22 protein-coding genes are annotated in these 23,690 nt (G+C 53.9%); 14 read left to right on the plus strand and 8 right to left on the minus strand.

The genetic code is table 11. From position 1 onward, the window contains the following. Positions 1 to 14: 14 nt before the first annotated feature. The 6 genes from Q3V30_RS12355 (at position 15) to umuC (ending at position 8,414) form a co-directional block, all read left to right on the plus strand. Positions 15 to 557, plus strand: a complete 543-nt coding sequence (locus Q3V30_RS12355; RefSeq protein ID WP_306206069.1) for a TetR/AcrR family transcriptional regulator — start codon at positions 15 to 17, stop codon at positions 555 to 557. Continuing rightward, positions 554 to 1,690, plus strand: a complete 1,137-nt coding sequence (locus Q3V30_RS12360) for an MFS transporter (RefSeq protein ID WP_306206070.1) — start codon at positions 554 to 556, stop codon at positions 1,688 to 1,690. The genes Q3V30_RS12355 and Q3V30_RS12360 overlap by 4 nt, the downstream gene beginning before the upstream one ends. Positions 1,691 to 2,375: 685 nt before the next feature. Next, positions 2,376 to 6,137, plus strand: coding sequence for an FAD-dependent oxidoreductase (locus tag Q3V30_RS12365; protein WP_306206071.1), 3,762 nt, complete (start codon positions 2,376 to 2,378; stop codon positions 6,135 to 6,137). 46 nt (positions 6,138 to 6,183) lie between these two features. Then, entirely contained in the window at positions 6,184 to 6,735 is a 552-nt protein-coding gene (locus tag Q3V30_RS12370) for a hypothetical protein (protein ID WP_306206072.1), read from the plus strand. A gap of 201 nt (positions 6,736 to 6,936) precedes the next feature. Beyond that, on the plus strand, positions 6,937 to 7,110 hold the full coding sequence (locus Q3V30_RS12375) for a hypothetical protein (protein ID WP_306206073.1): 174 nt from the start codon (positions 6,937 to 6,939) through the stop codon (positions 7,108 to 7,110). Further along, positions 7,095 to 8,414 (plus strand): translesion error-prone DNA polymerase V subunit UmuC, encoded by a 1,320-nt coding sequence (gene umuC, locus Q3V30_RS12380; protein ID WP_306206074.1) that lies wholly within the window; start codon positions 7,095 to 7,097, stop codon positions 8,412 to 8,414. The genes Q3V30_RS12375 and umuC overlap by 16 nt, the downstream gene beginning before the upstream one ends. Positions 8,415 to 8,580: 166 nt before the next feature. Here umuC and Q3V30_RS12385 read toward each other — a convergent pair whose 3' ends face one another. Continuing rightward, complete coding sequence (locus Q3V30_RS12385; protein WP_306206075.1) at positions 8,581 to 8,730, minus strand: nuclear transport factor 2 family protein; 150 nt, start codon at positions 8,728 to 8,730, stop codon at positions 8,581 to 8,583. Between the two features lie 123 nt (positions 8,731 to 8,853). Continuing rightward, the gene (locus Q3V30_RS12390) at positions 8,854 to 9,771 is read right to left on the minus strand and encodes a LysR family transcriptional regulator (RefSeq protein WP_306206076.1); all 918 of its coding nucleotides are present in this window, start codon (positions 9,769 to 9,771) and stop codon (positions 8,854 to 8,856) included. Positions 9,772 to 9,972: 201 nt separating this feature from the next. Between Q3V30_RS12390 and Q3V30_RS12395 the strand changes: the two genes are divergently transcribed. The 4 genes from Q3V30_RS12395 to Q3V30_RS12410 all read left to right on the plus strand — a co-directional run bounded on the left by Q3V30_RS12395 (position 9,973) and on the right by Q3V30_RS12410 (position 13,802). Then, complete coding sequence (locus tag Q3V30_RS12395) at positions 9,973 to 10,722, plus strand: SDR family NAD(P)-dependent oxidoreductase (protein ID WP_306206077.1); 750 nt, start codon at positions 9,973 to 9,975, stop codon at positions 10,720 to 10,722. Between the two features lie 162 nt (positions 10,723 to 10,884). Next, on the plus strand, positions 10,885 to 11,835 hold the full coding sequence (locus tag Q3V30_RS12400; protein ID WP_306206078.1) for a LysR family transcriptional regulator: 951 nt from the start codon (positions 10,885 to 10,887) through the stop codon (positions 11,833 to 11,835). A gap of 116 nt (positions 11,836 to 11,951) precedes the next feature. After that, the gene (locus tag Q3V30_RS12405; RefSeq protein WP_306206079.1) at positions 11,952 to 12,704 is read left to right on the plus strand and encodes an SDR family oxidoreductase; all 753 of its coding nucleotides are present in this window, start codon (positions 11,952 to 11,954) and stop codon (positions 12,702 to 12,704) included. Positions 12,705 to 12,737: 33 nt separating this feature from the next. Further along, the gene (locus Q3V30_RS12410) at positions 12,738 to 13,802 is read left to right on the plus strand and encodes an alkene reductase (protein WP_306206080.1); all 1,065 of its coding nucleotides are present in this window, start codon (positions 12,738 to 12,740) and stop codon (positions 13,800 to 13,802) included. Positions 13,803 to 13,881: 79 nt separating this feature from the next. Here the strand turns inward: Q3V30_RS12410 and Q3V30_RS12415 are convergent, their stop codons facing one another. Both Q3V30_RS12415 and Q3V30_RS12420 read right to left on the minus strand, forming a co-directional pair. Beyond that, positions 13,882 to 15,015, minus strand: a complete 1,134-nt coding sequence (locus Q3V30_RS12415) for a glutathione-independent formaldehyde dehydrogenase (RefSeq protein ID WP_306206081.1) — start codon at positions 15,013 to 15,015, stop codon at positions 13,882 to 13,884. A 341-nt stretch (positions 15,016 to 15,356) separates the two neighbouring features. Beyond that, complete coding sequence (locus Q3V30_RS12420; protein WP_306206082.1) at positions 15,357 to 15,785, minus strand: ester cyclase; 429 nt, start codon at positions 15,783 to 15,785, stop codon at positions 15,357 to 15,359. Between the two features lie 93 nt (positions 15,786 to 15,878). Here Q3V30_RS12420 and Q3V30_RS12425 point away from each other — a divergent pair, with 93 nt between their 5' ends. Together Q3V30_RS12425 and Q3V30_RS12430 are read left to right on the plus strand one after the other, a co-directional pair. Further along, positions 15,879 to 16,790, plus strand: coding sequence for a LysR family transcriptional regulator (locus Q3V30_RS12425; protein ID WP_306206083.1), 912 nt, complete (start codon positions 15,879 to 15,881; stop codon positions 16,788 to 16,790). A 52-nt stretch (positions 16,791 to 16,842) separates the two neighbouring features. Continuing rightward, positions 16,843 to 17,151: an EthD family reductase gene (locus tag Q3V30_RS12430; protein WP_306206084.1), complete on the plus strand. Its 309-nt coding sequence runs from the start codon at positions 16,843 to 16,845 to the stop codon at positions 17,149 to 17,151. Between the two features lie 99 nt (positions 17,152 to 17,250). Here Q3V30_RS12430 and hemB read toward each other — a convergent pair whose 3' ends face one another. Continuing rightward, positions 17,251 to 18,228 (minus strand): porphobilinogen synthase, encoded by a 978-nt coding sequence (gene hemB, locus Q3V30_RS12435; RefSeq protein ID WP_306206085.1) that lies wholly within the window; start codon positions 18,226 to 18,228, stop codon positions 17,251 to 17,253. 262 nt (positions 18,229 to 18,490) lie between these two features. Here hemB and Q3V30_RS12440 point away from each other — a divergent pair, with 262 nt between their 5' ends. After that, a complete protein-coding gene (locus tag Q3V30_RS12440; protein WP_306206087.1) occupies positions 18,491 to 19,057 on the plus strand; it encodes an NADPH-dependent FMN reductase in 567 nt (188 codons plus the stop codon). Between the two features lie 135 nt (positions 19,058 to 19,192). Further along, positions 19,193 to 20,542 carry a cation:proton antiporter gene (locus Q3V30_RS12445; RefSeq protein ID WP_306206089.1) on the plus strand — a complete coding sequence of 450 codons (1,350 nt, stop codon included), beginning with the start codon at positions 19,193 to 19,195 and terminating at the stop codon, positions 20,540 to 20,542. 15 nt (positions 20,543 to 20,557) lie between these two features. On the opposite strand, the gene Q3V30_RS12450 is transcribed toward Q3V30_RS12445, so the two are convergent. The 3 genes from Q3V30_RS12450 to Q3V30_RS12460 form a co-directional block, all read right to left on the minus strand. Continuing rightward, positions 20,558 to 21,865 (minus strand): flippase, encoded by a 1,308-nt coding sequence (locus Q3V30_RS12450; RefSeq protein ID WP_306206091.1) that lies wholly within the window; start codon positions 21,863 to 21,865, stop codon positions 20,558 to 20,560. A gap of 15 nt (positions 21,866 to 21,880) precedes the next feature. After that, positions 21,881 to 22,858 (minus strand): glycosyltransferase family 2 protein, encoded by a 978-nt coding sequence (locus Q3V30_RS12455; protein WP_306206093.1) that lies wholly within the window; start codon positions 22,856 to 22,858, stop codon positions 21,881 to 21,883. A gap of 488 nt (positions 22,859 to 23,346) precedes the next feature. Then, positions 23,347 to 23,496 carry a hypothetical protein gene (locus Q3V30_RS12460; protein ID WP_306206094.1) on the minus strand — a complete coding sequence of 50 codons (150 nt, stop codon included), beginning with the start codon at positions 23,494 to 23,496 and terminating at the stop codon, positions 23,347 to 23,349. Positions 23,497 to 23,690 lie beyond the last annotated feature (194 nt).

Below are 23,690 nucleotides of genomic sequence, written 5' to 3' on the forward strand. Positions count from 1 at the left end.
TTTACTTTTTAAGGATGAATAAAAAACAAGATATCCTTCAGGCCGCCGAGCGGTTGTTCTACCTCAACGGTTTCCATGCCACCAGCACGGACCGGATCTGCCGCGAAGCGGGCGTCTCAACCAGGACGCTGTATCGCTATTTTCCCTCACGGGAGGTGCTCACCAGCGCAGTTATGACGGCAAGGAGTGAGAGATTCTTTGCCGATCTGTTTCATCCCTCGCACCCGGAGGCGATAAGCCAGCTTTTTAGCGTGTTGGGCAAGTGGATGCAGGAACAGGGCGCGCTGGGATGCTTCTTTATGAAAGCATGGGGCGAGTATGCGGAAGAAGATCTGATCCTGTCAGCGCTCGCTCTCGACTACCGCTACACCTTAAGAAGGTATATCGCAGCCTGTGTCAGCCATGCGCAGGGAGAAGAGAACGAGGCGCTTTCTGATGCCCTCTGGATGCTGTTTGAAGGGGCTATTACCACTGCGCTGGTGGTAGGCATGGACGCTGCCCGCCATGCGGGGGAGGCGGCCAGTCGGTTGATCGCCAGGCCGGAGGTGAAGCGATGAAAAGTGCCCTGACGCTTGGCATCACCGGCTTTTCGCTGATTGCCGTCAGCTACGGCCTGGCCCGCTTCTCCTGGGGGCTGATGATGCCCGATGTGATACGCGATATCCCCTTCACCCCGCGGGTAGCAGGCCTGCTTTCTGCCTGTAGCTTTGTGGCTTACTGTCTGACTATCCTCTTTTCACCGCTGCTGGCAAAGCGTGCGGGGCCGCGTCTGATGGCAGTTGCAGCTGCAGGGTTTGCCGCGATCGGTCTGATTGTGCTGGCACTCTCAACCGCTCCGGCAGGGCTTGCTGCCGGGATTTTTATTGCCGGTTTAAGCCCGGGCTTCGCCTCGCCATCCCTTGCCGACGCGGTGAGTCGTGTGGTTGCCGAAAAACAGCAGCCGGGGATGAATACCTTGATTAATGCCGGCACCAGCGCAGGCATCATTCTCTCCGTGCCGGTCCTCTTTTTTGTGCCGGGGGGCTGGCGCATGGCCTGCTGGATTTTTGCCCTGCTGGCGTTGATTTGTGCCCTGCCCGCTCTGCGCTGGCTGCCGCGTGAAAGCGTGAGTGCGGGTGCAGAGAAAGGAAACTGGCGGGAAACACTTTTTTGCCGTCCGCTGCTACGTCTGATGATTATTGCCTTTGTAAGTGGCATGGCCAGCGCCGCATGGTGGAGTTTTGGACCCGAGATCCTGCGTCATCACGTTGGTGTGGACGCCCAAACCACTAATCTGCTCTGGCTGGTTAGCGGTGCGGCAGGGATCCTTGGCGTGCTGACCGGCCCGGTCGCCTCATCCGTGGGTCTGCATCAGGTTTACCGCGCTTCTCAGCTCTGCATGGCTGCTCCCCTGCTGTTACTGGCGTTCAGCCACGGGCTGTCAGGGTGGTTTTACCCCGCCGTTGCCCTCTGTGGCGTGGGCTATATCACCCTGTCAGGCGTCCTGCTGGTTTGTGGCGTGTCAGCCATGGAGAAGGCCCCGGCGACCGGTGCCAGCGTGGCCTTTTTTATGCTGGCCGCGGGTCAGGTGGTCGGCGCCATGCTCTTCGGCCTGATCTCCGCGCAAAGTAGTGCGACTGTGGCGCTGGTGACCTTTTCCATCCTTTCACTGTTAATCATGTTCTTACGTCCCGCCACGCAAAAAAAATAGCCGGCCCCCTGCTCAGCAGGGTTGCTGCTTTTGGGTAACGGATAACGGGTAACGGGTAACGGGTAACGGGTAACGGGTAACGGGTAACGGGTAACGGGTAACGCATTTTTATTCTTATCGGGCAGGAAATAAACTTCTTTCTGCCTATTTAAAACAGGCAATATTTACTCCTTTCAGGACCATGAAATAATTTACCTGCGCCCGTACGTTTTAACTAATAAGGCTGCTATTTAATTATAAATGGAACTGATAAAATTCGAATGCATTAACTATTTTAATGTAATTCATTCACGGGAGAGCTATTTAAACTTTACCTTTGATTTCTAATCAAAAAAACAATAATGCCAGCTGATTTTCTTAGTAATACATTTAAACCGTGTTCAGCGTCACGCTTTAAAGAGAGAGAATAAATCATCCAGCCGCCCCGCCCTTATCCTGTTGTAAACAATAAAATTAATAAAAAAATTAATGTGTTAACTTTTGAGAATTTAACTTATTTTTATTGCCACATTTGAATTTTTCAAACCTCAGACTAATACTCAAAGAATCGACTCCCTGACGTTATTAAAAACGCCTTCCTGAACTTGAGGACTATATCCCTCATTTTAAAGCACAAAGGACTTAAAATAAAAAAGGTCCTGGCCGATATTTTCGTGGGCTCGTTTATTTTTAGCTGGAACAAATTATGACACCATTTTCATCATTTTGGCAGGCTGGCTTTGAGGGAGCAGATCATATAACGCGGCAGGGAATACCCTTATCGATGACTTTTACCAATGGACACCAGAGTCAAGTAGAGGAAGACTATTTTTCACTGGCTGAGTTAGGCATTACTACCGTGCGGGAGAGCGCCGGCTGGCGACAGTGTGTTACCCGCTCAGGCTATGATTTTTCTGGCGTAGAGCGCTGTATGCGGGCGGCCAGAAAGGCTGGCATTCAGATAAGCTGGTCGATCTGCCACTATGGCTTTCCGGCGGAGGCGCTGGTTTCTGAAGCGGTATTTATTCAACGCTTTGGTGATTTTTCCGGTGCTCTGGCCCGTTTTCTCGCGCCGTTTTATGACCGCGCGCCCATCTATTCTCCGATAAATGAGATCTCTTTTACCAGTTGGGCGCTCTCGGTAGGCTTTTTTCCCTTCTCAGATGCTGACTCTCCGCCTGAGGGAATGGCTGTCAAGCGCTTACTGGTCAGGGCCGCCATCGCCGCCTGCGATGCGATCTGGCTCGCGGACCCACGTGCCCGCATCCTGCACTGCGATCCTTTAATTCATATTGTGCCGCCCGACGACGAGCTGCAGGAAATGGCCCGTGCGGAGAGCGATGCTCAGTACCAGGCGTGGGATATGTTGTGCGGTCGTCTTGAACCTGAACTGGGCGGCGCGCCCCGTTATCTGGACCTTATTGGCGCCAATTATTATCACGATAACCAGTGGGAGCTGCTTACCCATCGCCGCCTCTGGTGGCATCTGGGCGATCCCCGCCGCGAACCGCTGCATCTGCTGCTCGGCGCACTTTATCAACGCTATCAGCGCCCCATTCTGCTGGCAGAAACCAGTCATCCCGGAAGCGGCAGAGGTGCCTGGCTGAATCATATTACCGGCGAAATTGCGCACGCTCTGCTGCAGGGAACAGAGCTGCTGGGGATCTGCCTCTATCCGGCGATTGATCGCCATGACTGGGAGAACAGCGATCTCTGGCATCACAGCGGCATATGGGATGTCGCTCCTTTTACTACCGGCCTGTTTACAAGAACCTTAAATCAACCTTATGCAGATGCCATTCTCAATGCCAGAACTTTTCTGCAGCATTTTCAGGGTCATCAGTACCGCATAAGCCGTCACAGCGAGGAGAGAAAAATGACGCCCCCTTTAATGATAGTGTTCAGCCACCTGCGGTGGGATTTTGTTTATCAGCGTCCACAGCATCTTTTAACGCTGCTGGCCCCCCATTTTCGCATTCTCTATGTTGAAGAGCCTGTGTATGAAAAGGGACCTGCCGGGCTACACCTTTCGCAGCCCGCAGCCAATATTACCGTGGCACGTCCCCATACCGAAATGCATTCGCCCGGCTTCAGCGACGAGCAGATAGCGGCCATGCGCCCCCTTATCAGTGAATATTGTGCCGATGAGGAGGCCCCTTATGTCTGGTTTTATACGCCGCTGGCGTTGCCGCTGATGGAGGCTGTCGATCCAGGTTTAATCATCTTCGACTGCATGGACCAGCTCTCCGCTTTCAAAGATGCGCCACGCGAGTTGCTAAGCCGGGAAAAAGAGCTTTTCAGCCGTGCCGATATTATTTTCACCGGCGGGCCGAGTCTTTTTGCCGCTAAAAAATCGCTGCACAGCAATATTCACTGTTTTCCAAGCAGCGTGGATGCCATTCATTTCGAGCAGGCGCTGGACAGAGGTAATGGCCATCCTCTGCAGGAGATGTTGCGGCACCCCAGGCTGGGCTATTACGGCGTTATAGATGAACGTATGGATCTTCCGCTGATAGCCGCTTTAGCGGCGGCGCATCCTGAGTGGGAATTTATTTATGTCGGCCCGGTGGTCAAAATAGATCCCTCTTCCCTGCCGCAAGCCAGCAATATTCACTATTTCGGCCAGCAGCCTTATCAGGCCCTGCCCCAGTTTCTGGCGGACTGGGACGTCTGCCTGATGCCTTTCGCCCTGAATGAATCCACTCAATTTATCAGCCCCACAAAAGTGCTGGAATATATGGCGGCGGAACTGCCGGTCGTCAGCTCAGCGATAAAAGATGTCGATATGCTGTATGGCGATCTTATTTTTATCGCTACGGATACCGCCAGTTTTATCACCGCCTGTGAGCAGGCTTTAGTGATGACGGGGAAAGAAACCCGGATCATGCGGCAGAGAATGCGGGATATTGTCGGCAGAAGTTCCTGGTTAAAAACCGCTGCGCAGATGAAAGATCTGATTGATGAAGCGGCCCGCCCGCAGCCTAAGCAGGCAAATTACCTTTCTGTTGAGGATACTTCGGTGGTGAATCTGTTCCCGATGCAGGAAGAGCGTCCGCTATCGGCAAAATATCTGATTTTGGGTGCGGGTCCTACTGGCCTCAGCGCAGCTTATCATCTCGGCAAAGAGGCGGTATTGCTGGAGCGCAACGAGGCCGTGGGAGGCTGGTGCCGGTCGGTAAACGACCGGGGATTTGTCTTTGATTACGCTGGCCATATTATGTTTTCTGCCGATCCTTATGTGCTGGAGATGTATACCCTTCTGTTAGGTGAAAATCTGCACTGGCAAAACCGTGAAGCCTGGGTCTGGAGCGATGGCGTCTATACCCGTTACCCTTTCCAGGGTGCGTTATATGGATTACCAGCCGCAGTGATTAAAGAGTGCCTGCTGGGCGCCATCGAGGCGCGTTATGGACGCACCGATCTGAAAGCGGTTCGTGATCTGGCGGATAAAGATTGTTGTGCTGATGGCACTGTGTCCGCAGAGGGTGACTGCACGCTGACGGCTGAAGATAAAGAGTGTCCCGATTTCGAGTCGTTTATTTATCGTACGTGGGGCGCCGGCATAGCCAAACATTTCGCCATTCCCTACAACAAAAAGATCTGGAAAGTTCCGCTTACTGAAATGGAGACCTCCTGGCTGGGAGGTCGGGTGCCCTTGCCTGACCTGGCGCAGATTATTGAGGGTGCGCTTGAGCCTTCTGCCAAACCTGTGGGGCCGAATGCCCGCTTTGCCTATCCTCTGCAGGGCGGTTTCCAGGCGTTAATGTCCGGTTTCCTGCCGTTATTGAAAGGGACGTTGAAAACAGGCGCGGAAATTGTCCGCATCCAACCGGCGCAACGCCGAGTGATCCTCTCTGACGGGCAGCGCTATCAGTATGAGTCGTTGATCAGCACGCTACCTTTACCGGAATTAATCAGGATGATGGGAACATTTGCGCCACAGGAGATCAGGGAGGCGGCCGCAGGGCTTAAGTTCACCTCCGTACGTTGCGTAAATCTGGGGATTGGCCGGGCAAATATTACTGATAAGCACTGGGTCTATTATCCTGGCGATACGCTGTTCCATCGTGTCTTTATGCAGGGCAATGCCAGTCCATACTGCAACCCGGAAAATGGGTTTGGCCTGACTTGCGAAATGACCTATACCGAAGACTCGCCGCTGCCTTTAACCGGGGAAGCGCTGAACCAGCGCTGTATAGAGGATTGCATCAGAGTGGGGCTTTTTACCGCTGATGATGAGGTGCTTACCGCCTCCCAGACCGATATTCCCTGCGCCTATGTGATTTATGACCACCAGCGTCAGGCAAACGTGACGAAAATTCGGCAGTGGCTCAGTCAGTACGGCATCACCCTCTCCGGGAGATACAGCGAATGGGAATATTACAATTCCGATCACGCTTTTCTGGCCGGTAAAAAAGCAGCAGAAGCGCTGCTCTCCGCATCGACAAAAACAGGAACCCCCTACTAAACTTGATGTTTTATCGTCAATTCAGTGATGTAGGGGATAGGGACAGATGAAAATTGCTTGCCTGGGGTGGGGGTCGCTTATCTGGAAACAGCAACAGTTGCCCGTTAAAGGGGAATGGAAGAAGGATGGCCCCGCTATACCCATTGAGTTTTGTCGGGTTGGAGAGGCAGGCGAACTGGCTACGGCAATTTGCGTGAATGCTGCCCCCTTACCGGTGTTGTGGGCGTGGCTGGAGACGGACGACCTGGCGGCAGCGCGGCATGCGCTCAGCCTGCGGGAAGGGATCCCCGCCGGTCGCGCTGATGGCATTGGCAGCCTGACAGTGACTGAGCGGCCGGTCGGCCTGCTGGCAGAGTGGGCGCAGGCCAGAGGAATCGATGCGGTGATCTGGACCGCGCTGCCGGCCAAAAGTGACTCTGTGGAAGGGAAAATCCCTTCCGTCGGGGATGCGATCGCCTATCTGAGTGGGCTGGAAGGCGAAAAACGACACCATGCACGGCGCTATATTGAGCGCGTTCCGGCTCAACTGACGACGCCCTATCGCAGGGCAATTGTCGAGGCGCTTGGCTGGGAAATGCCTGACGGCGCAAACATCTGATGCTTCACCCTCGCCGCTTTATGCGGCGATTTTTTTGCTTTAACGCTTTGGTTGTCGCTGCTTTATTACTCAGCAACGGGTAAATATCTCTGTTCCCCCTCAAATCCTTCTCTGTTTCTGGCTGAATTTTTACCGGTTCGCTTGATCGCCTGCGATGTTTCGACATACTGTATATAAACACAGTAAAAAAGGAGGTTCGTCATGTTATTTGCACACCTTGCTCAGCATTTATTTCTACTTCCCCCCGCACCTCTTATGGTGCATCTCCTCTGCCCGGACGGCTTCTCTGTTGCCATCCTGCGTGAAGATTTGAACAAGGCAAAAGCCGTGTTTGCCACCATCAAAACGGGCAAAACATCATGTTCGCCCTTGTAGACGTTAACAGTTTTTACGCCTCCTGCGAGACGGTGTTTCGCCCGGACCTGCTGGGAAGGCCGGTGGTGGTGCTTTCAAATAATGATGGCTGCGTGATTGCCCGGAATGCAGAAGCGAAAAAGCTCGACATCCCGATGGGCGCGCCCTTTTTTAAAATACGCGACCAGATCCAGCGGAATAAAGTCACGGTGTTTTCATCAAACTATACGCTGTATGCCGACATGTCCCAGCGGGTGATGAGCACGCTGGAAGCGCTGGCGCCTGCCATTGAAATCTACTCCATCGATGAAGCCTTTCTGGATGTCTCCGGCATCAGCAGCTGCATGCCGCTGGAGACGTTTGGCCATCAGGTACGCCAGAAGATCTGGCAGGATACCCATCTGCGGGTCGGCGTGGGCATTGCCCAGACCAAAACTCTGGCCAAGCTGGCCAATTTCGCTGCCAAAAGGTGGACCAAAGCGGCTCACGTGCTGGATCTCTCCTGCCCTCTTCGCCAGCGCAAGCTGATGGCGCTGCTGCCTGCGGCTAAGGTCTGGGGCGTCGGGCGTCAGCTGTCAAAAAAGTTGGAGGGGCTGGGCATCAATACCGCTCTTGAACTGGCCGACACGCCGGTAGCCCTGATCCGCAAGCATTTTGGCGTCGTGCTGGAGCGCACGGTAAGAGAGCTGCGCGGCGAATCCTGTCTGGAGCTGGAGTCCCTTCAGCCTGCCCGGCAAAACATCCTCTGCTCGCGCTCGTTTGGCAGTCGTATTACCGAGTATCAGGAGATGCATGAGGCCATCTGCAACTATGCCGTCCGCGCGGCGGAAAAACTGCGGGGAGAGGAGCGTTACTGTCGGGAAATCAGCACCTTTATCCGCACCAGTCCGCACGATCCTGAGCACCCTTACTACACTAACGCCGCCAGTTATAAACTGCTGTCGCCGACTCAGGATACACGCGACATTATCAGTGCAGCCATCCGCTGTCTGGACAAAATCTGGCGGCCGGGCCATCGCTATATGAAGGGGGGCATTATGCTCGGGGATTTTTTCACCCAGGGCGTGGCCCAACTGAATCTGTTCGATGAATTCCAGCCAAAACCCCACAGTGAAAAGCTGATGGCCGCACTGGATAAATTAAATGAAAAAAGCGGCAGCCGTATCTGGTTCGCCGGTCAGGGCATCAAGCAGGAGTGGTCAATGAAGCGTGAGATGCTATCGCCCGCTTATACCACCAGCTTTAAGGATTTGCCGAAAGTCGGCCAGAGAGCAGATAACATTGACCCGCCAATGCCAGGCCAGGTGAGGTATTACGCGCCTTAGCGGACAATCTGGCGGGCACGCATACTCTGGCTGAACTGCCAGAAGCGGTGAATGTTGAAGCCTGATGAACGCTGAAGCCCGGTGAATATCGAGTCCTGATAAATGCTGAAGTCTGGTGAAGAAGGCTGCTGCCCTGTCCGGCAGCAGCCTTATTATATTTACTGCTTCAGCTAAAGGCTTCAGAGACGGCATAACTGTCTTCAAACATACGGAAGCGGGTAATCAGCCCCTCTTCCACCCTTATCTCCAGAACAAACTCGGTTTCGATCAGCTTGCCCGTTTTGTTAACCCGTGATGCCAGCTTACCAACAGCCACCACACGCTTATCTTTGACCAGGATATCCTTTAGCTCAAAGCGTTCAGAGGTGAGCTGCGCTCTGATCTGCGCGTAAAATTATCCTTTCATTTCTGAAAGGATGCTCTGGCGGGGGATCCTTTTTTAATCGGGCAAGCACCAGTCGGGCTCACTTAAATGGCTGGCAAAAAAGTCAGAAAGCACCCTGACCTTAAGGGGACGGCTCCGCGAGGTGGGCGTAACGAAATAGAGGCCGCCCCTCGTCATCGACCAACCCTCAAGCAGCCGAACGAGGCGTCCGTCGCGCAGATATTCAGCGGCGATAAACTCAGGCAGTTCTGCTATGCCCAGCCCCTCAAGCAGCGACGGCAGAAGCGCTTCTGAATTGGTCACTCGCAGCGGGCCGGCTGGCACAATGTCCTCCTGTGCCCCGGAGGTATGGGTAAAGCGCCATACCTGGCTGCGTGCGCGCCAGGCATAACGGAAGCACTGACGTGCGGAGAGTTCTCTGGGATGAGCAGGCGCACCGTGCTCAGCAAGGTAGGAAGGCGAGGCGACAAGATACTGTGTCACCGCGCACAGGCGGCGCGCAACCAGCGAGGAGTCTGGCAGCGACGCAATGCGCAGCGCCGCATCAAAGCCTTCGGCAATTAAATCGACTGAGGCATCTGAGAGATGGAGATCTACGCTAAGTTCAGGATACTGACGCAGCAGCGCGGGCATTAAGGGGGCGACCCAGCGCAGGCCAAATGACATCGGTAGGGCAAGACGTACCTGCCCGCGGGGCTGTATTGAAAGCTCATGCGCCTCACACTCCACCTCTTCTGCCTGACGATAGATCTCCGAGGCTTTTGCCGCCATGCTCTGCCCAAACTCCGTCAGCGCCAGCTTGCGCGAGGTGCGGTTAAACAGCCTTCCTCCCAGCCGCTCTTCAAGTCGCGCAACGGCACGCGACACTGTAGGTACGGATACGCCCATCACCCTTGCCGCAGCGGCGAAAGAACCCTCTTCTGCTACCTTGGCAAACATGGCGAGGCCTTCAAAATCGGGAAATTTGTTCATTTCAAATCTGCAATGATGAGTTTCAAACCATTCTATTTTGAAAATCTCTGTTCGTCGATATGCTTCTTCCATCGCGACAACCTTCGCTGTCGCTTACGACACAGATGATTTTCAGACCTGCGGGTCTGCAAGCCCCTGGCTGCGGACAGTAGTGGGATGAATAAATGAACGCATTAACACTTTATCCTGAGGAAACAGATCATGAGCAATAAACTTTCGAATAAGATCGCATTAGTGACCGGTGGCAGTAGTGGCATTGGTCTGGCTTCAGCGCAGGAACTGGCTGAGCAAGGGGCAAAGGTTTATATCACCGGACGCCGCCAGCAAGAGCTTGATGCCGCTGTGGCCGCTATTGGTCCCGCAGCAACGGGGATCCGGGCCGATGCATCGGTTTTAGCAGAACTTGACCACGTTTTTTCAACCATCGCGAGCGAGTCAGGACGGCTTGATATCCTTTTCGCCAACGCTGGCGGCGGCGATATGATGCCCCTTGGCACCATTACGGAAGAGCACTTTGACCGTATCTTTGGCACAAACGTACGCGGGTTACTCTTTACGGTACAGAAGGCGTTGCCGCTTCTTACCGACGGCGCCTCTGTGATCCTTACCGGCTCCACCGCGGCCGCCAAAGGAACGGCCAGCTTCAGCGTTTACAGCGCAAGTAAGGCGGCAGTGCGTAACTTTGCCCGCTCATGGGCGCTGGATCTGAAGGATCGCGGCATCCGGGTCAACGTCATCAGTCCGGGTCCTGTGCGTACGCCCGGTCTGGGAGGACTGGTACCGGAAGCGCACCGACAGGGGCTTTTTGACACCCTTGCGGCAGAAGTCCCTCTGGGCAGACTGGGTGAACCTGAAGAAGTCGCTAAAGCCTTGGCCTTCCTGGCCTCTGATGATGCACGCTTTATCAATGCCTCGGAGTTTTATGTTGATGGCGGTCTGGCGCAGGTATGATCGGACAACCGTATTGAATTAACCAGACTGTAGCTTTATCAGCCCTTCATCAATCATGTCAGCTTTGCTGATATGCCCGGGTTAACGCGGTATATCAGCAAGCGATCTTATTGTGGTAATAATAACGTCAATACTTACTCAATAAGTGTCGCAATGGAACCTATGACGATTGACCGACTGACGGGCCTGATTGCCTTCACTCGCGCCGCTTCGCTTGGCAGTTTTTCTGCCGCCTCTAAAGTTCTGGGTATCTCTCCTTCAGCCGTCAGCAAAAGCATCAGCCGCCTTGAAAAGCAGCTGGGATTATCGCTGTTTACGCGGACTACTCGCTCTCTCCATCTGACCCAGGAAGGGAGGATATTGTATGAAAAGGCGCTGCTGCTGCTGCAGGAAGCTGAAAACATCCAGCAGGCGGTGATTTCAACTAAAAGTCGCCCATCCGGTCTGCTTCGGGTGACGGCACCCTGGCCCATTGCGGTGCATATTCTTGCCCCGGCACTGCCAGAGTTCCATGCCCTGTACCCTGATATTATTGTGGATCTCCGTATCAGCGATCGGGTGGTTGATATGACCGCGGAGGGGATCGATGTCGCTCTGAGAGTAGGCAGCATCCCGGACTCCAGGCTGATTGCCCGCCGGTTAGGGCAACACCGCATCTGCGCGTTTGCTTCCCCCTCCTACCTGAAAAAGCGAGGCACCCCTCTGCATCCTGATGAGCTGAAGCATCACGACTGCGTGAATTTTCGATTCCAGAACTCCGGCCAGCTATTCAGATGGGCTTTTAATATGGATAACGAAATCGAGGAGTATCCGGTAAACGGCTGGATGATGGCTGATGCCAGTGAAATCGTGGCGGGTGTGATCGCAGCAGGCGGCGGCATCGGATTTTTGGCCACTTATATGAGTGCGCAGCAGGTCAGAAACGGCACGCTGGTTCCGGTGATGCCAGAGTATGCCTTTGACCGGGCGTGGATAACCGCATTATGGCCCGAAAGCCGGCGCAACAGCCTTAACGTCAGGGCATTTACAGAGATGCTTGGCAGGATCTTCGCGCAACCTACGCCGTGGGAGAGTAGCCTTGCCGCGTTTATGGGAAAAACGCCTTCCTGCTGATCTATGCCATTATGGCACTTATAAAGTGAGTATTAACGCTATTTTATTCACCAATGAAATCACCGAGGATGTTCGGGAGCTGTTAATGACGTAACGTCACTATCCCGGAGATCACCATGAACAGAATTGACGCAGCACCTGCCCCACAGAAAGAAACGAGTTTCATCGGTAGCCATGTCATGATTTTTGGCGGCAGTTCTGGCATCGGTTTGTCTGCCGCCAGGCAGGCGAAAGAGGCGGGCGCCCGGGTCACCATTATCGGATCAGACGCTGCCCGTACCGCCAGCGTTGCTATGCAGCAGGGTTTTGAGTGGCGCAACGCCGATATCACCGATAAAGAGGCCATTGAGGCTGCCCTTGCTGATGTGGAAAGGGTTGATCATCTGGTTTTGCTGGCGGGTTCATTTGTGGCGGGAAAAATAATGGAGGCTGAACCCGTCTATTTACGCCGCGCTTTTGATGAACGTATCTGGGCTTCAGTTGATATCCTGCGTACGCTGGGCAACCGTCTCAGCGACAACGCATCTGTTACCTTTATTTCCGGGATTTTGGCCGACCGTCCTAACGCAATGGGCACCGCGGTGCTGGCCGCCGCCTCTTCTGCCATGGAGGGTCTGGCGCGCGGACTGGCGCTGGAACTGGCTCCCCGCCGGTTCAACACGCTCTCACCGGGCACCACCAATACGGCGTTGCTGGGACGGACTTTAGGTGATGCACGCGACGGATATGTTTCCTCTCTCAGTGCACAGCTTCCCTTAAAAGAGATTGTTTCCGCGGATGCCGCGGGCGCTGCCGTGCTGTTTCTGATGCAGAACCCCTTTATGAACGGTGAAGTACTGCATATCGATGGCGGCCAGCGTCTTGTCTGAGCCAGCGGTTCGTTAATCCCAAGGAAAATAGTGATGAACAAGCTTTTTGAACCCCTGCAGCTGGGCGCCATTCATGCGCCTAACCGTTTTATTATGGCGCCGATGACACGTGCCCGCGGCACCCGGGAGAGTGTGCCAACCGCCATGATGGCTGATTACTATGCCCAGCGCGCCTCAGCCGGTCTTATTATCAGCGAAGCGATCGGTATTTCCCGGCAAGGGCTGGGATGGCCCTATGCCACCGGTTTGTGGAATGCTGAACAGATCGCTGGCTGGCAGCACGTCACCTCTGCGGTGCATGCGGCAGGCGGACGGATCATCGCCCAGCTCTGGCACATGGGCCGCGTGGTGCACTCCACTCTGGGCGGAGAACAACCTGTTTCAGCGTCTGCCACTACAGCACCGGGAAAGGCCCATACCTATGCGGGACATGCTGCCTATGAACAGGCGCGCCCTCTGGAGACGGGAGAAATTCAGGGTATTATCCGTCACTATCGTCAGGCAGCGAGAAATGCTATGCATGCCAATTTCGATGGCATACAGCTTCACGCCTCTAACGGTTATCTTATCGATCAGTTTCTGCGCGACAGTGATAATCACCGCACCGATAATTATGGCGGCTCCCGGACAAATCGCATCCGTCTGCTGGCAGAGATCGCCCAGGCCGTTTCAGACGAAATTGGCGCAGACAAGGTTGGCGTGCGCCTCTCTCCTAATGGCGAAACGCAGGGGATCCGTGACTCAGATCCGGTGCCGCTTTTCCGGCTGGCATTAGAGACGCTGTCAGAAATAGGTATTGCTCACCTTGAATTACGGGAACCCCCGGTCGATGGCTCCTTCGGCGTTGGCGAACAGCCCCCGCTGGCCTCGGTTCTGAGAGACGCTTTCCGGGGACCTTTGATCCTGAATTCAGATTTCAGCGTGGCGCGGGCCGAACAGGCATTAAGAGAGGGGACGGGTGACGCCGTGAGTTTCGGCAGACCCTTTATCTCTAATGCTAACTTTCCAGAGCGCATCGCCCGCGGCATCGCCCTGACGCCCGACGACAGTCGCACCTGGTTTACCCAGGGCCCGGACGGCTACATCGATTATGCCTGAATCCGGTGGCTGCCTTGTGACAGATAAAAAAGCCCGTTCCGCCAGAACCAGCCGGAACGGGCCTTACGGGCTACTTTATTCAGGGTTTAAGAATAACTTTGGTCCAGCCCTCGTCGCGGTCGTCAAAATGACGATAGCCGTCAGGCGCCTCTTCCAGGCTCAGGCGGTGGGAGATAATCTGCCCCGGGTTCGCCTTGCCCTGATGGATAAGGCGTGAAAGCTGGCGGTTATAGGCCTTAACATTTGCCTGCCCGGTGCGGATGGACTGCCCTTTGAACCAGAAGCTGCCGAAATCAAACGCCATTTTGCCCTCTTTGGCCATCTCGGTAGCGGCGCCAGGATCCTGAGGAATGAATACGCCGACGGCACCAATCCCGCCCGTTGCCTTAGTCGAGGCCACAAGGCTGTTCATGGTGGCGGAATTGTCTTCATGCCCGTGCTTGTTACAGCACTGATATCCCACGCACTCGCAACCGCAGTCGGTTCCGCGCCCATCGGTCTGATCCAGGATCTGCTGAACGGCCTCGTCGCCAACGCCCTGGATCGCTATTGCGCCCAGTTTTTCAGCCAGCGCTAAACGATCCGGATGCGTATCCACCACAAATACCTGAGAGGCACCCTTGATGATCGCAGAGTGAGCGGCCATCAACCCTACTGGCCCTGCGCCGTAAATGGCCACGCTTTCACCAGGCCGCAGTCCGGCCAGCTCCGTAGCGTGCCAGCCGGTGGGGAAAATATCGGAAAGCATGACATAATCCTCTTCCTTCTCCACGGCGTCCGGCGGCAGGACAAGGCAGTTGAAGTCAGCAAACGGCACGCGCAGTAACTCCGCCTGCCCCCCTTCCCACGGCCCCATCTCGGCGAAGCCGTAAGCTGCCCCGGCAGTGCCAGGGTTAGTGGTCAGGCAGTAGCCGGTCAGCCCCTTTTCGCAGTTTTCACAGAAACCACAGCCGATATTGAAAGGCAGGCAGACATAGTCCCCTACTTTGACTCTCTCAACACCGCTGCCGACTTCAATCACCTGCCCCATATTTTCATGGCCCAGGATCCTGCCCTGTTCAAAGCTGGTGCGTCCCTCATACATATGCAGGTCCGAACCACAGATATTGGTGGTGGTGATGCGAACAAGAACGTCGGTTGGACGAACGATTTTGGCGTCAGGAACGTTTTTTACCACAACGTCACGGGGTCCGTTATAAATCAGTGCTTTCATTATTTCTCCTCAGCAGGATGATTGAAATTCAGGGGAGTGAAGGTTCTTTCCCTGCTTGCGCTCATCTTAAGAACAGATTAAGTCTAGCGTGCTGACCCGGAGAAGCAGGCACTTTGCGGTAAAAGAGGCCGTTGGGGGAGTCTGTGCGTCCAGATACTCCCCCCGACTATAGGAGAAAAAGCTGAAGGTTATGGCTGACATTCAGGCGGTCATTTAGCCGTGAGGCCAGTGCTGGCGGTGGCTCCCTTCACGGACAGGACAAACCAAAGCCGGGAGGAAACAGGCTGATGATAATCAGCGGCCTTATCAGCAATAAAAAGAATTTTCTCTGTTACTAAACGTTAATGCCCAGGGAATTGCCCCAGCTGACGGAACAGACCAAACCACTCTTCAAGGTGCCAGGTAGAGGCAATTCGCCCTGCTGTAAAATGGTGAAATTCATGAATGGCAAAGCTGACCTGTTTGCCGGTGGCAGGGATCCCCATAAGCGAGCCAAGGTGCGTGCCGGTAATTTCAGCGCGTACGGCGATTTTTCCCGGCGTCTGAATCAGATCGTGGATCTGAATATGCACATCGGGAAAGGCTTCGATCAGGCCAAGGATAATGGGTTTTAATCCCTCAGGGCCTGGTCCCTGTCCTGGCGCTAACGGAATATCCTGCCACTCCGGGGTGACTACCTCGTCCAGTAAATCGGGGTTCTTTTCGTTAAAGGCGCGGTAAAGCGTTTCGACGGCAATGCGTTCTGCTGAGAGTTGTTCAGATGGGTTCATGGTGCTGCTCCTGATGAGTAAATGATTGCCTGAGCATAAAGCCCGACTTATCATCAATCCAACAAATAACCGATATAGATAATTATACGATTTATGGATTTTTACGGCATCGACCTGAACCTGCTGGTGGCGTTTAATGCCCTGAGTGAAGAGCGCAACGTGACCCGCGCCGCCAGCCGCGTTGGCGTCAGCCAGCCGGCGATGAGTGCGGCGCTGGGGCGACTCAGAACGCTGTTTGCCGATCCTCTTTTCCAGCGCAGCGCTGAAGGGCTGCTCCCCACAGCCAGAGCAAGAGAGTTAGCGATACCGATAGCCGGGGTGCTGCAGCAGCTGGAAGCGTCACTGATTGCCAGGCCCCCGTTCGATCCGGCCAGCGTCAGCCAGACCTTTCGGCTGGGTCTTTCTGACTATGCTGCTGGGGTACTGCTGCCAGCATTGAGTCACGCCTTACAGGAACAGGCGCCCGGGGCGATGCTCAAGGTCGTCGCTTTCAGCCATCGTGACAGCGTGGTAGATCTGCTGGATGCAGGTAAAATTGATCTGGCGATTGGCATTCCGCCCACGCAGCAGGAGAGCCGGATCCTCTCCCGTCTGCTTTTTCAGGATGAGTTTGTCACCCTGCTCAGGCGCGATCACCCCGCTGCCGGTCAGGCGCTGGATCTGCCTGCCTTCCTGAAGCTGAAGCATGTGCTGGTTTCACCGGAGGGCGATGGCTACGGCGTGGTAGATGCAGCGCTGGCGCAGCAGGGATTAAGCCGTACCTGCGCGCTGACGCTGCCACAAATGTTTACGGCACCTGCCGTCGTGGCCGCCACAGAGATGAGCGCAACGGTGATGAAACGCGTGGCGCTCAATGCGCCCATGGTCGATCGGCTACTCTGCTTTCCTCCTCCGCTGCCGCTGCCGGTTATTCCGTTCTGGCTGATCTGGCACCGCCGCAATGAAGGCTCTGCCGCGCAGCAGTGGCTCAGAGCGCTAATTGCATCGCTGGCATCCTCGCTATAATGGAGGGAATGGTGCAAAAAACGCATCCGGACAACGTTAATGAGGTGAAGGTTTGATCAAATACAGCGTGCTCTATCCCGCAACTGAAAATGGCCACTTCGATCACGATTACTATCGTGACGTTCATTTACCGCTAATCAAAGCCAGAATGGGCGACTACCTGGTCTCTTACAGCATTGATAAAATCCTCAACAGCCCGGATGGTTCTCCGGCTCCCTATGTTGCTGCCTGCTATCTGGTCTGCCGCTCCACGGAAGATCTGGAGAAAGGCATGGCGGGTCACATTGATGAGATTGTCGGAGACGTGGACAATTTCACCAACATCAAGTCGGTGAAATGGATTGCTGAAGTGGTGGTGTAGTCCCCTTTTCAGCCACAAAAAAACCGGCTCAGGGCCGGTTTTTTATTGGCAACGCCAGACTCTGTTTTGCAGGATCCGGCACAGAGATCGGATGCCGGACTACAGCAATTTCTGCTCTGCAAGATCGAGGGCGAAATAGCTGAAGATCAGATCGGCACCGGCGCGTTTAATCGCACCTAAACTCTCCAGTACCACCTCACGTTCGCTGATGGCGCCAGCCTGTGCCGCGAATTTGATCATCGCATACTCACCGCTCACCTGATATGCCGCCAGCGGCAGATTGGTGTTGTCACGCACGTCGCGGATAATATCCAGATAGGCGCCAGCCGGTTTAACCATCAGCGCGTCAGCGCCTTCAGCCTGATCGATTAACGACTCGCGCAGCGCTTCGCGGCGGTTCATCGGGTTCATCTGGTAGGTTTTACGGTCACCCTTCAGTGAGGTTCCCGCCGCTTCGCGGAACGGGCCGTAGAAGGAGGAGGCGAATTTGGTCGAATAGGACATGATTGCCGTCTCCGTGAACCCGGCCGCGTCCAGCGCATGACGGATTGCCGCCACCTGACCATCCATCGCGGCGGAAGGAGCAATAAAGTCTGCGCCTGCATGCGCCGCTGCTACTGCCTGCTTGCCGAGGTTTATCAGCGTGGCGTCGTTGTCCACGCCGTGGTCGTGCAGCACGCCGCAGTGACCGTGGGTGGTGTATTCACAGAAGCAGGTATCAGACATAACGATCATCTCTGGCACTGTCTCTTTACAGATACGCGACATGCGTGAAACCAGCCCGTTCTCCTGCCAGGCATCGCTGCCGTCTGCATCGGTATGATGCGAGATACCAAAGGTCATCACGGAGCGGATACCCGCTTTCGCAATGCGCTCAATCTCATAGGCCAGACGTTTTTCAGGAATACGCATCACCCCAGGCATCGCCTGGATAGCTTTGTAATCATCAAGACCTTCTTCAACGAAAATCGGCAGCGCCAGATCGTTGATACTCAGGGATGTTTCCTGAAAAAGCGTGCGAAGGGATGGAGTCTGACGCAGACGTCTTGGACGTTGGCTGGGTGAGTAACTGGACAAAACAACCTCGGTTTAACGGAGAAGCACCGGCTGGAACGGCTGCCAGTGAGAAAAATGAGTGCGTTAACATTATACCTCCAGGCGCGCGCTGACAATCTTTGCGCCCTGTTGGGCCTGATTACGGCACAGAATGTTTATTCCTTTGCGGCGGGCAGAAAGCAGCACGCAGAAGTTGGACAGCGACCGAGTGTCAGGGTGATACTGGCCACGCTATTTACCGTTCATCCTCTGTTTTATTTTACGGATAATTAAGGGAAAGAATATGCCTGAAGCTTCATCCTTAACGTTTGTTACGCTGCTTGGCAGCCTGCGCAAAGCCTCACTGAATGCGGCGGTCGCCGCTACGCTGCCGGAACTTGCGCCAGCAGGCGTGACGATTGCTCCGCTGGGCTCGGTTGGCGAACTGCCTCATTATGATGCCGATCTGCAGGCAGAGGGCTTTCCAGCGGCGGTCGTCGCCATGGGCAGAGCGATTGCTGCCGCCGATGGGGTGATCATCGTTACCCCGGAATATAACTACTCCATCCCGGGCGCGTTAAAGAACGCCATCGACTGGCTTTCCCGCCTGCCGGAAAACCCTTTTGCCGGTAAGCCGGTGGCGATTCAGACCGCTTCGCCAGGCATGATTGGCGGCGCGCGTGCGCAGTATCATCTGCGTCAGACGCTGGTGTTTCTGAATGCCGATACGCTGAACAAACCGGAAATCATGATTGGTCAGGCTACCTCACGCATTGATGCAAAAGCGGGTCTGCTAACAGATGAAGATACCCGACGCCACGTTGCAGCCCAGCTGGAAGCGCTGGCCGTACGCGCCCGTAAAAACCGGTAATCTTTGCCGCTGGCGGACTTTTCTGACCGCCAGCGGCACATTTTATGGCTAAAACATGCCATTGCAATAAGCTCCCTCCCCCGTCTCGCTTTTAGCGTCCATACTGTATGGTTGAACACTTACAGGGGAGCTACGATGGGATTTTTGGGTTGGACCGCCGTTACGGGTGGGTTGTTATTAATAATGTCGCTGGCGTCGGGATGGATAACACGCGGGCCGGTAACCTCCTTTGCGATCTATCTGGCAGCGGGCATCGCCTGCGGGCCGTGGGTACTGGATCTCCTGCACGTCGATATCGCTGCGCACGCTGAACTCACCAGACATCTCACCGAAATTGCTATGGCCGCCTCGCTGTTTATCACCGGGCTGAAGCTCCGCCTTCCTCTCAAAAATCAGGGCTGGCGAATAGGATTACGGCTGGCGTTTCCGGGAATGCTGCTGACCGTGGCGGGTGTCACCCTGGCCGCACACTATTTTTTCGGACTTTCCTGGATGTTCTCACTGGCGTTTGGCGCCATTGTCGCGCCAACGGATCCGGTGCTGGCCAGCCTGATTTCGGTCAATGATGCCCGTGATGATGATAACCTGCGCGTCTCGCTCTCCAGCGAGGCAGGTATGAATGACGGCACGGCGCTTCCCCTGCTGATGCTGGCCGTGATGCTGCTGACAACCCAGCAGGACGTCTCATTAGAGATGTTAGGCGAATGGGCGCTGGTGGATGTGGTCTGGGCCATTATCGGCGGACTGGGTATTGGCTTCCTGTTAGGACGCTTTGTTGGTCAGTACATCACTCACCTGCGCTATACGCATCAGGATGTGGCGCCTAATGATTTTCTGGCGCTGGCGCTGATCGCGCTGAGCTATACCGCCGCACAGGCGCTGGATGCTTCCGGTTTCCTGGCCGCCTTTGCCGCCGGTGTAGGGTTGCGCCGTGCAGAAATGCGGGTTATTAACCGCCAGCCAGCGGACTACTTCAAGGACAGTGAAAACCGTCCACCGGCAGAAGTGCTGGTCAATCCCCATATCCGTCATGAAGTGGGCGAGACCAATGCAGCCAATGCCGTCGGGCTGGTGGTGGGTGATGCTCTCTCATTTGGCGATACGGTAGAACGGCTATTCGCGGCGGGGATCATCATCGTGCTGGGCATTACGCTGGCGCAGCACTGGGATCCTCAGGGACTGTTAATGGCCGCTCTGCTGTTTATAGTGATCCGTCCCCTTTCGGTTTGGATAGCAACCATGGGGATGAAAGCGCCACGGGGACAGCGGCTCATAATCGGCTGGCTGGGTATCAGGGGAATAGGCAGTATCAACTACATTGCCTGGGCCTACACGCATGGCGTGGCGGGGGATGAAATGACCAGAATGGCAAATATGGCCTTTACGCTGGTTGTCGCCAGCGTTGTGATGCACGGTGTTTCCGTTACCCCCCTGCTCAACTGGCGGCAGAGAAAACTCGCCGCCAGAGAGGAGGATAAAAGCTAAGTAGCGGGCGCCGCGTCAGCCTGCATTTTCGTTGCGCGGCGCCTCAAAGCCCTTTGGGCTCTCCCTGAGCAGATAGCTGTTCAGAATATCGTGCTTGATCATAATGCGCAGAATACCCAGGAAGACCAGAAATTCTGAAAACACCAGCGAGCTGGCCGCGCCGATAGCACCAAATTTCCACGCCATCAGGCAGCAGACCGGGATGTTGATCAGGCCAACAATAAACATCACATGCATACGCTGCTTCGCCAGCCCGTGTGGAATAAGGATTTGCAGCCCTGCGGGATAGCTGACGTTACCAAAAATAAAGCCGCATACCGCTACGCGTAACACGTTCGCCGACTCGTGGAAATCAGGGCCCAGCAGCAGCCGCACAATCAGATCCGCAAAGAAAAACGTAAACACCACGATAAATACGCTGATGCCGAAGGAGAAGGTAATACTCTTGCGCGTGGCATGGATCACCGCGTGCGGATCCTTATGGAACAGATAGCTCACCCGCGGGAAAAAGGCGTTGCCAATCTGCTCTGGCAAGGTGTTTGCCGCTTTTTTGAGTCGGTCAGCACCGTTATAGAGGCCCACCATATAGTTGCTGGTCATGCTGGCCAGGATCAACACGTTGATGTTGTTGAACAGGTTAGCACCGGCGATCGCCAGAAAAACATGCAGGCTGTCTTTGATGCGCTGGAAAATCTCTCCTGGTTCAAAGCGGTAAAAGCCGATGACGCGCATGGTAACCACGAAATAGAGCGTGATTACGGCGGTAATGGTGGCGGTCACGCCAGGGATCAGCGCCGCCAGCCAGGTATCATCCGGCGTCTTCACCAGCAGGAACGTCAGCGGAATGGAGCAGAACTGCCCTACCGTTGAGATCAGCGCGGTTTTCCCCAGCTTCTCAAACCCCTGCATCAGCCAGCCAAATGACAGCAGCTGCCCATAGAGCACCGTGGAGTTAGCCAGCACGATATAGAACAGATTATGCCAATGCGGGTTAAACCAGGTGGCCAGTAACAGCATGGCCAGCGTGCAGGTCCCCATGATCAGCTTGGCATTAAAGGTGGACCAGAACAGCTGGGTCACCTTCTGCTTGTCCTCGCGATGCATGGCGATATCTTTGGTGGTGTAAACGTTAAAGCCCCAGTCAGAGATGGTGCTGCAATACATGACGCAGGCCAAGCCTAAAGCCAGCACCCCCATATGCTCCACGCCCAGCACGCGAGCCAGATAGGGTAAGGTGACCAGGGGAAAAATAAATGAAGCCCCTCGCAGCCCTAACAGGGAAAAAATATTAATTACTAAACTTTTATCAAATACCTTAGCCATCCGCCATTAACCTTATCATGATGTCATACCGCGCAGATTCTGCCTGACTTTGATCAGATTAGAGTATAATTCTGGCTTTCTTAACAGTAGCCAGTTGGCCATTGAGCCTGGTTTCAGACTTTTCCCGAAATAGTGAATCGATTGCATAATGTAATCGGGTACCCGTCGGTTATCCGCCAGGGCCAGGTTAATCATTAGTTTAAAGGAGTGGATCAGATAGAGCCGGCGCAGTTCCGCCTGCGTTTTTTTATCTTCCACGACAGCGATTAATTTTTCGTAAGAGCAGACAAATGCATCATAACGCTGACGGAAAAAACTCTCGCTTTTAACGCTATTGGTTAATGAGCCGCTACGAATACGTTGCTTATAGTAAAGATTCTGGCTGACAAAGGCACTTTGCGCGCGCAAAAATGCTTCCAGCGTAAAACAGTGATCTTCATGCAGGCGCTTAACATATTTTAAATTATAGGTATTGATGACATCTTTTTTCAGAACGTAATTCCATGTGGCCGAAGTATAGGCCCCGGAGCGCAATAATGAGCTTAAAATGGCCTGAGGATGCATTAAGCCGAATTCACGGTGCTCCACCTTGCCATAGGTGCGACCGGAATCATCATCTTCAAACATAAGTGAATTAAAGCAGAACAGCTCAATTTCCGGATGGCGGCTGACGGTTTCGCTCAGCTCCTGGTAGAGGCCGTCACAGACCACATCGTCCGGGTCACAGCAGAAAATAAAGTCCCCCTGCGCCATCTGGATGCCGACATCACGGGCATTGCCCAATCCGCCGTTGGCAATGGTGACGATTTTTACGTTCTCCATTTCGCCATATTTTTGCTCAATCAGTGCCAGCGTATTATCCGTTGAACCATCATTGATAATAATCAGTTCATTGGGCGCCGGGATTTGACAGAGTAATGAATCTACACATTCAATAATATAATTGCCTACATTATAGGCAGGGATAATCACAGACAATAATCTGGCAGACATGCGTGTTTTCTCTTACTGGAACAGAATGCTTTTTAATTAACAACAAGTACCAGGGAAAATCAATGACGTTTTTTTAAGAAGGGGCTTATTAAGAATAATACCAGGCGATAAGGGTAAACGTGTTTATTTGTTTCAATAGTTACGTTTTAAACAAAAATTAACTCTGACCACAATATAATATTAATGAATTCTCTTTTACGAGAGAGTTTATTTAAAACGAAACTTACCATACTCAAGTAAGCTTAATTTATTTCCTGAAAGACTTATTTATAGAATAATTACAACTTCAACCGCTGCTCAACAACCTCTCTTTCTAAGAAAAAGCTGATGCGGAAAAGATGTCTGAATATTTACTTCTCCTGAGAATAATCCTAATCAGCCTTTCTGCTGTTACCAGGTGTGAGCATAAAAAGGCTTATTTAACAACACCCCTTCCGCTGTTAAATTTCCACTCCTTGCTGCTGCGATAAAATTATTCGTAAAAATCGTTACAGATTTTTCACGCTGGTGTAGCGGCTGAGCAGGCAATCTTGCAGAGAGTCCGGCGCGGCAGCAGCCTGAAAAAAGGGATAAATCTGATGGTAAAAGCTTTTCACCTCCCGATTTTGCAGACAAAACAGTTTGATGGTGCGAATCATTTTCCTCGATCCTTTTCAGTTACACATCGCTATTGCTGAAGCATTGTTTGTCACACACTTGCCACGCCTGCTGGCTCAAAGGTGAAGTAAATTTTATAGATTCAGAACTACTTCAGAAATTTTCTGCTGGAATTCCGGGCTGGAACACGATCCTGAACGCGAGAAAAGGAGAGTAGTGAGATTTATGCTAGCCT

Origin of the sequence: Erwinia pyri (assembly GCF_030758455.1) — a bacterium.
Classification (GTDB): Bacteria; Pseudomonadota; Gammaproteobacteria; order Enterobacterales; family Enterobacteriaceae; genus Erwinia; species Erwinia pyri.